The organism is Longimonas halophila, from assembly GCF_002554705.1.
GTDB classification, from domain to species: domain Bacteria; phylum Bacteroidota; class Rhodothermia; order Rhodothermales; family Salinibacteraceae; genus Longimonas; species Longimonas halophila.
This window is the reverse complement of record NZ_PDEP01000024.1, coordinates 1-10,685: the sequence shown is the minus strand read 5'-3', so window position 1 is coordinate 10,685 and position 10,685 is coordinate 1. Positions and strand designations below refer to the sequence as shown.

8 protein-coding genes and 1 pseudogene are annotated in these 10,685 nt (G+C 58.2%); 3 read left to right on the top strand and 6 right to left on the bottom strand.

The features are described from left to right. Nucleotides 1-423 precede the first annotated feature (423 nt). The 5 genes from CRI93_RS14850 to CRI93_RS14830 form a co-directional block, all read right to left on the bottom strand. Nucleotides 424-642, bottom strand: coding sequence for a plasmid partition protein ParG (locus CRI93_RS14850; RefSeq protein WP_098063490.1), 219 nt, complete (start codon nt 640-642; stop codon nt 424-426). Nucleotides 643-675: 33 nt separating this feature from the next. Continuing rightward, nucleotides 676-1,311, bottom strand: a complete 636-nt coding sequence (parA, locus tag CRI93_RS14845; protein ID WP_098063488.1) for a ParA family partition ATPase — start codon at nt 1,309-1,311, stop codon at nt 676-678. Nucleotides 1,312-1,440: 129 nt separating this feature from the next. After that, nucleotides 1,441-3,822, bottom strand: coding sequence for a hypothetical protein (locus CRI93_RS14840; protein WP_098063486.1), 2,382 nt, complete (start codon nt 3,820-3,822; stop codon nt 1,441-1,443). Between the two features lie 524 nt (nt 3,823-4,346). Next, a complete protein-coding gene (locus tag CRI93_RS14835; protein ID WP_098063484.1) occupies nt 4,347-4,946 on the bottom strand; it encodes a hypothetical protein in 600 nt (199 codons plus the stop codon). Between the two features lie 900 nt (nt 4,947-5,846). Beyond that, nucleotides 5,847-6,425, bottom strand: a complete 579-nt coding sequence (locus CRI93_RS14830) for a hypothetical protein (protein WP_141491749.1) — start codon at nt 6,423-6,425, stop codon at nt 5,847-5,849. Nucleotides 6,426-6,950: 525 nt separating this feature from the next. Here CRI93_RS14830 and CRI93_RS15730 point away from each other — a divergent pair. Together CRI93_RS15730 and CRI93_RS15545 are read left to right on the top strand one after the other, a co-directional pair. After that, a pseudogene (locus CRI93_RS15730) lies at nt 6,951-7,034 on the top strand (hypothetical protein); the annotation flags it as partial. Between the two features lie 55 nt (nt 7,035-7,089). Beyond that, entirely contained in the window at nt 7,090-7,296 is a 207-nt protein-coding gene (locus CRI93_RS15545; RefSeq protein WP_245850575.1) for a hypothetical protein, read from the top strand. Between the two features lie 128 nt (nt 7,297-7,424). Here CRI93_RS15545 and CRI93_RS15250 read toward each other — a convergent pair whose 3' ends face one another. Next, nucleotides 7,425-8,336: a hypothetical protein gene (locus tag CRI93_RS15250; protein WP_141491747.1), complete on the bottom strand. Its 912-nt coding sequence runs from the start codon at nt 8,334-8,336 to the stop codon at nt 7,425-7,427. A 269-nt stretch (nt 8,337-8,605) separates the two neighbouring features. On the opposite strand from CRI93_RS15250, the gene CRI93_RS14820 reads away from it, so the two are divergent. Then, nucleotides 8,606-10,303, top strand: a complete 1,698-nt coding sequence (locus CRI93_RS14820; RefSeq protein ID WP_098063478.1) for an FG-GAP repeat domain-containing protein — start codon at nt 8,606-8,608, stop codon at nt 10,301-10,303. The last annotated feature ends 382 nt before the right edge of the window (nt 10,304-10,685 follow it).

The following is a 10,685-nucleotide window of genomic DNA, read 5'->3' as shown; positions in this document are numbered from 1 at the left end:
ACAGCAGAGGGAGCAGCGCCGGTCGGATGAGTGTGAAGACCCATTCGTGACTGGCAAACTGCCTCTGCTGTTTCTGTTTTAACCCGCTTGTATGGCCTTCAGCCTATGGCACAACCCGTTCTCAGAGGTGCTGGGCGAGCAGAGTCACCTGTGAACCACTGAGCACACCTATCTGGTCTATTAAAGTAGTGTCCTATGAACTTATTAAAATAGGTTAATAGGAAAATAGGCCTTTCATCTTGGCGTTAATATGTCAGAAGGCCGTCGTCCGACGGGTTAGCCTACATCGGATTGAGTGGAGATAACAGCAGACGTAAGGAAGAACAATGCGAACAGGCAGCCAATCTCCAAAGTCCTTTTAGAGTCGGATCAGGCTAAAGGGCCCTCTCCCTTCCCATTGAAGATACATAGGATCCTATTAACCTATGTATCTATGCTGCTGTCTATGACTTCACGAACCACCTCCTTGATGGTCTGTCCATGCTTGGCAGCATGCATTTTTAGGCGCTGATGTAGAGCTTCTGGAATCTCCACGTTGAGCTGAGTCATCTTCTCTTGGGAGACATCTTCTTGAAGGTCGGTCGTATCCTGTCCACTCGATACGGAGCCGTCCGATGCGCTTCCGAATATATCATCACTCATGGGTATAGGATATCTGTTTGGTGGTGAAAAAATTTATAGATTGAGAGCGCGTACAACATTTTGTGTGAGCGTGTTGATTTCGGCAGCAGCCTTGTCATCACTCATCTCAACAACGGATTTTCCTTGCCCCATAGCTTGGGCGTAGACGACACGATCGCATGTACCCTCCCAAACGGACAACTCGAATCGTTCAAGTACGTCCTGCACGCCCTTGCCCAATCGAGACCCTACCTTCCGTCGAGAGATCACGAAAGCCGCTTTGGGCTCGCCTGCTACTTCTTGACGTTGCTTTATGAGGTCAACGATTTGCTCTGTCGGCCAGATATCTGCGGGTGAGGGTTGTACCGGTATGAGGGCTAAGTCTGACGTTTTGATAATCGATGCGTGCATCTTGTTGAGGTGGGCTCCACCATCGATCACAGCGACATGGAAGGAATCCTTCAACCTCTTGACGTCGCTTTTCAGGGCGCTGGATTTATTGACACCAAACACCGCGGGTAGAGTCTCTTCATCTTTACGAGAAGCTTTCCAGCTTTGTGAGGTGCCCTGTGCATCACAGTCAATAATGACCACCTCCAACCCGGTAAGCTGAAGACTACGGGCTAAGTTAACAGCAACGGTACTCTTCCCCACCCCACCCTTGCCATGCAAAACGCCAACTACTTTCATAGAAACATAGGAAAATAGGAAAATAGATCATCCATCAGTCAACATACGAGCCGATAGGCACTCTGTCAAGCTTGTCCATGAGACAAACCCACAAAAGCTATTCTATGCGTCCGAATACTGCTGTGAGTCTCACGTGTACGACCGCGCACTCCGCAGCGTGGTGTCGACCTCCCGCTCGGGCAGCGCCGGGCGGCAGACCAGCCGGTTCCACGCGTGCACGATCGCCTCCACGGGCACATCGCTTGCAGGTACGGCGCCTGTGGGTACGTCGCCTACGGGTGCGTCGCCTACGGGTGCGTCGGCGCGCTCGTGACCGGCCGCCCTCGCTTGGCTGATCTGCTGCATCCAGCGGCTGCTTTGGCCCCCGGTGGGTGCTGCACCGTCCCCTCCGGGCATAGGCTCCCCATCACGCTCCGTCAGGAGCGTCTGCACGCGTAGCAAGGCGGCTCCGGGGTAGGTGTAGGCATAGAGCCCCATGATGAAGCACGCCTTATTGCGGCCCACGTAGGAGCGCTCTACGGCCTCGCCCCACGCCTCGCCCTCCTGAACCGGATTCATCAGCCGACCGATGACCTCGGAGGGGCCATTTCCGGGCTGATGGAGCTGCGAATCCCCTGTCGGCGGAGGACGCGAAAAGTGGGGTTTCCAACAGTATTGGTTAACATGTATGGCTGAGCCCCCGCGTCCTTTTTTTTGCGCGTTGGTGTCGATGCGTAGCTGGAGCCTGTTGGGAGATGTCCAGCCTTGTAGAAGTTGAGTGACTGGGCGGTGAATGGGGTGGTGTTTTGTAGTCAGGTCTTCCGGCAATAACAGATACCCGAGCCCGGGGGTGTATGGGGCCTCCTCGGGCTTCGGAAGTGTGAATCCGTCGTAGCGGCTGTTGTCGCTGTGTCCGAAGAGGACGAGGGGATGTAGCTCTAGGAAGGTGTCCCCGGTGACGGCAACGCATCGCCCGCCGTGGGTCCGGTCGCTGCCGATCATGCGGATCATCTGGGTGGGGCGGCAAGCCGCGTCATCAATGGCAGCCCGGAGCCTGGGATGATCGGTGCAGAGCGTATCAAAGAACCGGCTGAGAAGAACTGATGCGGCGTCCACGTCTTGATAGATGGGGCAGCCGACAGCACCGTGGGGGATGCGGACGTGACACCCGCGTCCGCCGGTGTAGCTCACGACAAGGTGTGAAGGGTCCAGCCCGCATTTGACTAACAGGCGGCAAAGTGTTTTTGCGTGTTTGGCCGACGTGGCGGGATCTTCCCCGTCAATGTCAGCGATGATCCAGGGGACGGTGACGGCGCTATCGGGGTGGCGGCGGGTGATTTCGTCCTCGCGCCAGCGCCCGACGGAGATAAAGGAGGGGCGGTCGCTGCCCTGGGTTGCAATGGACGTTTCCGAGCGCCGAGCGTGGCGGAGCTGGTGCCGGGTCCACTGTCCGTCCTGTATGGTAGCTTTCCAGCCGTGGGTAAACCGCTCGTGGAGCGCCTCGCGGTGGGCATAGAGCGCCTCGGTGACCTGCAGTGGGTCCAGGTAGGGCCGGTGCCACGGAATCCTCGGGGCCGGGCCGGAGGCGCGTACGGCCCGGGTAGTCTGGGCAGCCTTTTCAGGAGGAGCAGACCGCAGTGCCCGGCTGGCCCGCCAGCGCTGGCCGTTGCGATCGCGGACGAGTTTGTTGGGAGAGGGGACCGCCGGCCCCAAGCGCTGCAGCAGCGGTCCGGAACGTTCTTCCCGCGGAGGCCGCTTTGGTGTCGGTCGCTTTGAAGGGATCGGGGCTGCGGGAGCAGTTTCGCGTGGGAGCGTGTCGCCCTCCGCACCCGCGATGGCGGCCGGGCTGCTCACGCGCTGCAGGGCCCGCAGCACGCGTTCGTAGATTTTTCGAAAGTCCGGGTCCGCCAGCGGGTCCTGCGCGGGCGGCAGCCGCTTGTAGATGCGCCGGTAGAGGTCCTCGGCGATCCCTTGGATCGACTTGATAAAGGTGCCGAGCTGCCGTTCGACCACGTGTTCGCGGCCGCTGTAAGCGTTGACGTACTGATAGGCGCTGATGTATTGGCGAGCTGACTCCGGCGAGGAGGCATCAGCCGAGAAGACATCTGCCGAGAATGAGGTGTCGAAGAGGGGGAGTTGAGGGTCCTGCAGCTGGCGGCTGGCCTGTAGGTGGCCCGCTTGTTGGCGACGCCGAAGCTGGTGATGCTGGTTGGCCATCGCCTGCAAGTAGGCCATCAGGCCCAGGGCAGACGTTTCCAGGCGCAGCGTGTCCATGTGCGTCACAAAGCCCACCGCGCTCAGCACTGCCGTGGGCACGGCGCTGCCGTAGACCGGGCCCTGGCGATAGCTGCGCTCGGCGTCGATGACGTCCGGGCCGTCTTCCGGGAGGCTATCCTCGGGGAGGCCGGCAGAGGGGGGGGGGGCTTCAGAGGGTCCGGCAGAGGAGCGAGCCTGCTGCTCGGGCGACCGGGGGGAGGCGGCCCCGCGACGGGCCCGCCGGCGCTGGGGATGAGGCACGTCAGGCCGCGACAAGCCGGGTGCGGAGGCCGAATCCGGCGCCCATGGGACGGGGGCGAACCCTCTGGAGGGGCCATTCGGGAACCGCGGGCATAAGCTATGATATGAGCACATGCACAGACGGCCGCCTTGGCGGCTGCATGTGCATGGGTGTTGGACGTTGTCCTCCGCCCGTTGCTGTGGGGCGGACGTATCACGATACGTCTGTCGCATAGTTGGTTTGCCTCGCTACCGTCCATCGCCGCCAAGCAACTTGCGGTAGCTGTAGGTAAAAAAGTCTTTCCAGGGGCCCCGATCTGTTTCCAGCAGGTCGGGGTTTTCTGTGTCTATGGCACGTGGGTCCTGTCTGAGCCTGTCATGTCTAACATGGTGTTTAAGTCAGTTGTATTCGAATCCGTCGGATTCCAAATCAGTCGGGTTCAGAACCGAATGCTCACAAGTCCAGCGCGTGAGGGCTTTTTCACATCACGGGATAATGCACGCACAACCTGCGTTTGGGTTCATGCCTTGTTCGCAGCGCGAACCCGCCCCCGGAAGCGCTACGAGCTCGGTGCCTCTTCGCTCAGCGCCTCTTCGCTCAGCGCCTCTTCGCTCGGTGTCCCCTCAATCGATGCCTCTTCACGCAGCGCGTCGTTGATCCGCGCCCGGCACATGGCCACGAGCGTGTCCACCTCGGCCTCGGTCAGGTCCGCGGCTTCCTCGATATGGCTGGGCAGCTCGCGGGCCGACGCTGCGCAGGTGCCCACCGCCTCGGCTGCTCGCACGAGCACCTGCCGTAAGGCCTCCAGGGCGGGCCCGTCGCCGCGTTCAGCTAACAGCTCCAACTCGTCCTCGATGTCACTCGCGCGCCGCCCGGGCTCGACCACATCGGCCAGCTCCGCTTCGCCATTTTCCTTGAGCTTGTGCCACACCGATGCTGGCAACAGCTCCTCGGCCTTCTCCATCGGGACGTCATAGCCCCCGAGGCGCTTACCGCCGACCTGCCAGACCGCCCAGTCGGCGACGGGCTCGCCTTTCGACTTGAAGCCCTTGCGGACCGCCTTCGAGAGGATCTGCGGGCGCACCCCGAGGACGGAGGCGAGCTCGCTGCCCAAAAAGTGGACCGTGTCGGGGTCTCCATCGGTGTCTTTGATCGTCATAGGGCGCAGCGGTGGGTGATGAGGGAAAAGAGGTAAAGAGGGAAAAAGGGTGATGAGGAAGGCTTCTGATAACAAGCATCACGGGATACTAATCTCACAGGATCGTGTTCCGGAATGCTCAGAGGAAGAAAGAAGCGAAGAGGCGCATGGAGCCGAGGGCAGAGCGAATGCAATGAACGCAAGGCGTAGGCGACGCAAGGCGGGGGTAGGTTCGTGTATTGGAGGCCTGTGTGGGAGGTCCGTATGCCGACCATGATGTCGCAATGTGATGTCGTATCATGATGTCGTATTGCAATATCGCATGGGATAGAAGGGCCAACAGCGCGAGCGTTCCGGCCCTGGACAAGATTGGACGGAAAACGACAGGAAACGACAGGAAACGACGGAAAACGACAGAATTGGACGGAATTGGACGAAAAACGAGAAAGGGGCCGGGAGGGTGCTGAGCCCTTTTGTTTGTGCCGTGCGCATGCCGTGCGCATGCCGTGCGCAGACCGTGCGCATCTATGCGACTCAGTCCCTGGGTGGCGTCATGGCGGGGCGCGTCATCGAAAATGGACCGAGGGCGATGCGCTTCCTGTTCTTAAAGCCGCCTCCGTCCTTGACCTCTCCTCGGGCGCGAAGCCCCTTCGGGCTCGGAGTCCCGGCTTTAGAAACCCCGGCTGGAGCGACTGCGCGCGGGCCGTACGCCTCTTATAACATGCCCCTTATAGACTGTTATTGCAAGGAGGCTTGCCTATACGCTGCGGAACGAGGATCATCGAAATCAAAATACACGATCATCCTCGTTCTCCATTACGACATCGGATAGTACCGCATTGGGTATTACGACATCGGCAAACAGAACAGCCCGGCTAAAAAAGGACCCGTCTGAAACACAAATCCTCGAACAGGGTCTGTTCAGGGCATCGCGCCGATCTGCACGCCGACCGTCACGCCTCCAAACGACTGCAGGCTATTGACATTGTAGAAGGCAGTCGCGACCAGGCCGATCCCACCAAGGGGATGCACGGCAATCTGGGCCTGAACTGGCAATCCGATGGTGCTTCCGCCTGTAACGTCGCTCCACACGATACCGACCCCGGCTCCGGCGGCCACGTGCCAGACCGGCTGGTCGGCGACCCATACGGGTGGCAGCCCGAATGCGCGCCCGTAGAGCAGAGAGGCATCGATAAGACCGCCGGTCTCCACACTGCTGTTGAGGGCGGACCGAAGGGTAACCAGATGCTCGTTTCTTCGATAGTGGATATTGAAATTGCCCGCGAGATCGCCCGCCCGGCCTTCCGGGTAGGTGCCCGCGCCGGATCCCCCTCCAATCCAGAGGCGCTGGGTCGTTGAAGAGTCTGCTGCAGAAGCGTCTGCGTCAGGAGCAATCGCTGTCGAGCTATCGACTGTCGAAGAGGAAGACGCCGGGGGCGGTGAATGCGCTGGGTGCTGCCCCATTGCGGTGAGCCCCTCTGCACTACAGAGAAGCAACACTACACAAAACGTTATGCCAAGGAGCAGTTTTACAAGCGGTGGCGGGCATTTCCGCTTGACCTGAATGGAGGGCTTCATGGCGCGTAGCTTCATGGCGCGTCGTCAAGATGAGAGAAGGATGAGGTGTGCAAAGGATTGCGCTTACGGGCGGCTGACAAAGTGTGCTAAGATGCTGAGAAACAGGTGAAGCTCACCGAGCAGGTTCGAAGCGCTCCAGTGTAGCGCCGTGTTATGCCGCTTCGGTGTACGGACCGGGTACATGGGTACCACTTCTGACCGGCAACATGGGTGACAGTTTACCATAAAAGGCAAGCCCGACGGCCTCACGAGTTGTTCTCAACGACATCGAGGTGAACATGCGGCACTTCACGCGGCGCATTGACGAGCTGCTGCGTCAAGCAGCCAAGGTGATCGGTGCCTCCAAGGAGCTACAGGCAGCCTTCGAGCACCTCATCTCGATCCTGGGCGTTGGCACCAAGAGCGCGGACGCTCTTACTCGGCGAGATCGCTCTCTTGCCGAAGGACATGTCCGTGCGCGAGTGGGTTGCCCACGCCGGCCTCGACCCCAAACGACACGTCTCGGGCACCTCCGTCGAAGAGCGCGAGCGAATCTCGAAGGTAGGCAACGCGAGGATTCGCCGGGCGCTCTATATGCTGGCACTACATGCCGGCACTGGTGGCCGTACAGCACGAGCCTCAAGTGCAGGCGTTCTACGAGAAGCTCCTGGCCTGGGGCAAGCCGTCGATCGTCGCCACCGTCGCGGTGATGCGCAAGTTGCTGCACAGCATCTACGGGATGCTCAAACACGACCAGGACTTCGTCGGCGAGCGTTTCTGCTGCATCACCGAAAAGCCCGCCGTTGCCGCTTGATTTTTAAGAGAGCATCTAACAGCTTGCCATCCTTCATACGGTAGTGATAGGAAATGTAGTAGACGCGAACGTTCTTATCAGCGATCACCGGAATCGCGACGACTGCTGAAGTGGCCTATGCGCCTGCGTTAATTCGACTCCTCTGGAAGGACTATTTGCCCTCGTATCTCCAGTGTGTTCTCTGGCTCCGTTTGAGCGCTCGGTGTCGCCGCTGTAGTCCTTGAGTAAGAGATGTCGCCTACAGTAGCGGCAGGAATGGGGGCTCGCTCAGGACATGAACCTCCCAAGTTCGCTTCGACAGGCGTCGAGCGAGCAAGTGTATGTTGAATCGGAAGATGTTCTACCTGCAATACCGCTCGGTAAGCGTCTGCCCTGATTTCTGGCAGATTCACCTCCATAATATCTTCGGGTGCGGGCACGAGCATACTTGAAAGAATATCGCCCAGGGCAAGCGAGCTCAACATTGTTTCGACTGTCCTGTCTTCAGTCTCGGAGGAACCCTTTGAAAGGGTGCCGTTCGGGCCGAATTCGGCAGTGGCTGACGATGTCCCAATAAATGGACGAGAAGCATTGAAAAAGTACGGGCGCGAGTAGTCTACAAAACTGCGAATAGAACTCGTATTGCGAGTGAGTACAAGATTCGGGTTGGATTGCCACGTTCCAGGCTCATACTCGTCGATAGAATCGAATGCGTCCAACAATGGTTGAGTTTCAGAGTGTGAGGATAAACGACGCACCCTAAATCGCAGTTCAGATTCTGCAGGTGTTGCAGATCCGCGGACACGTTTTGAGACCCGTTGAACCTCTCTTTCTGTCGCCTTTCCAGAGTCGTCGGTGACAACGGATAGAATTTGAATACTAAGCCTACGCGTATCTTCCTGGTATTGAGTCTCCTGCCAGCATTCCGCAGAATGCGCATAAAACGGTATGCCTGGCGAACTACTGCCATCACGCGTAATATCGTACACACTACACGCTGAAACTGTGGATATTGCGAAGCAAAGAGCTGCTAATTGTAGCGCCCGAGGAATAAATTTCATACTGCCCCGACTAATTAACGGATGGAAATAAGAGCATAGATTGGTGACAAAGTACGCATAACAAAGTGAGTTGACTGCGTCACACACTGGTGAATCAATGCCTAATAATAGGCCTAAATGGTGTCAGTGCGCAACTACCAGGTGGAGCAAGAAAAAAACTAAAAGGAGTCACCGAGGTATGGTTTCCGACTCTTCACCACGAAGTCACCCCCTTCATAGAATCATTCTCCGCACTTTTTTCTCTCCACACACCTGTGTCTGCATATATTATGTCTGCCCATCCGGCCTCGCTCGGCGCTACGCTCCGTGTACAACGCTTCTCTTTCAGGCAGGCCTCCTGGCGGCTCGCGCTTCTGGCATCTGCGCTTCTGGTATCTGCGCTCCAGGCCGACGCGCAGCCGTTTGCTGAACAACCGTTTCCCACGCAGCCGTTTCCCGGACAGCTGTTTTCCAGCCAGCCGTTTGCCGACAGCTTCGAGATTACGACAGACGCCGATGGAGCGTTCAGTGTCCATGGGGCTGATATCGACGGCGATGGAGATGAAGACGTACTCTCCACATCTCTCTTTGATGACACGATTGCGTGGTACCGCAACGGAGATGCGACAGGTGGCGACGGGGACGGCTCGGCGTGGACCCAAACGGAAATCACCACCAAGGTCGACTTCCCAACCAGTGTCTATGCAGTGGACCTTGATGGCGACGGCGACGCGGACGTGGTCTCTGCCTCCCTTAGAGACGACACGATTACGTTCTATCGCAACGGGGACGCGACAAGCGGCGACGGCGATGGCTCAACGTGGACCGAAACGGCGATTACCACCAAGGCCAACGGTGCCGTCAGCGTTTATGCAGCGGACATTGACGGGGATGGCGACCAGGACGTGCTCTCCGCGTCCCAGATGGACGATACGATAGCATTGTACCGCAATGGAGATGCGACGAGCGGCGACGGAGACGGTTCGACGTGGACCCAAATGGAGATTACCACCAAGGCCGAAGGCGCATACAGCGTCCATGCGGCGGACATTGACGGAGATGGGGACCAGGACGTGCTTTCCGCCTCCATCAGAGACGACACGATCGCATTCTACCGTAACGGGGATGCGACAAGTGGCGATGGCGACGGTTCGGCGTGGACGGAAACGGAGATTACCACGGAGGCCGATCGTGCATACGACGTTTACGCAGCAGATATTGACGGCGACGGCGATCAGGACGTGCTCTCTGCATCTGAGGGGGACGACACCATTGCGTGGTACCGCAACGGGAATGCGACAAGCAACGGTGTAACAAATGGAAACGGTGATGGCTCGATGTGGACTGAAATAGAGATTGCTGTCAAGGTGGACTTCGCTCGAGGCGTCCACGCGGCGGACATTGACGGGGATGGCGACCAAGACGCACTCTCTGCGTCCAACGGAGATGACACGATCGCATTTCACCGGAACGGGGACGCGACAAGCGGGAACGGAGATGGCTCAACGTGGACCGAAACAGAGATTACCACCAAGGCCAACGGTGCCGTCAGCGTCTACGCGGCGGATCTTGATGGCGACGGCGACGAGGATGTGCTCTCCGCGTCCCAGACGGACGACACGATAGCGTGGTATGAAAATCTTCGTGTTGATGACCGTCGTATTGACGATGCGGCCTCCGTCGAACTCACCCGGTTCACAGCGGAGCGAGAATCGGAGGCGGTCGTTCTCAACTGGCAGACGGCTGCTGAGCAAAATAACGAGGGCTTCGAGATTCAGCGCCGTCAGGCGGTTGGCCGTGGCCTGGCGTCCAGTCCGGCGTCCAATTGGGAGCGGATTGGTTACGTAGAGGGTGCCGGTACGACCGACGATCCGCAGAGGTACCGTTTTCGCAATCCGGCGCCGCCAACTGGCTCACTTGTCTACCGCCTGAAGCAGATTGACACTGATGGCATAGAGGCGTTTTCGGACCCGGTGGTAATCCCGTAGTGACCTCGTAGTGAACCGGCACTAAAATAACGCGGTGTGCACGTTTTTCCATTATCCTTTCGAGTTGGACATCACCCTTTGTCGCTGCGCGACATTTTGAAACACCCGAACAGCGTGAGGGAATGGGGGATGTCAGGATTGCGTATTCTGCCACAAGGTGATCAGCAAAGAAAAAAGGGAAACCTGCACATGCCGTTATATAGTTCTTTAACCCCATCAAAATTTGCCAACAAGGGTGTGATAGCTGCTGTAAGGCACAGTACATGACAAAACTCAGGCGGGTCTTAACAAAACAGAACGGGCCTATCCTCCAGCGGTACAGGTCGTGAGACAAACCATGACCTGTGCTGAAGAATAGACCCGTCTGCCTATGCCTTACGTG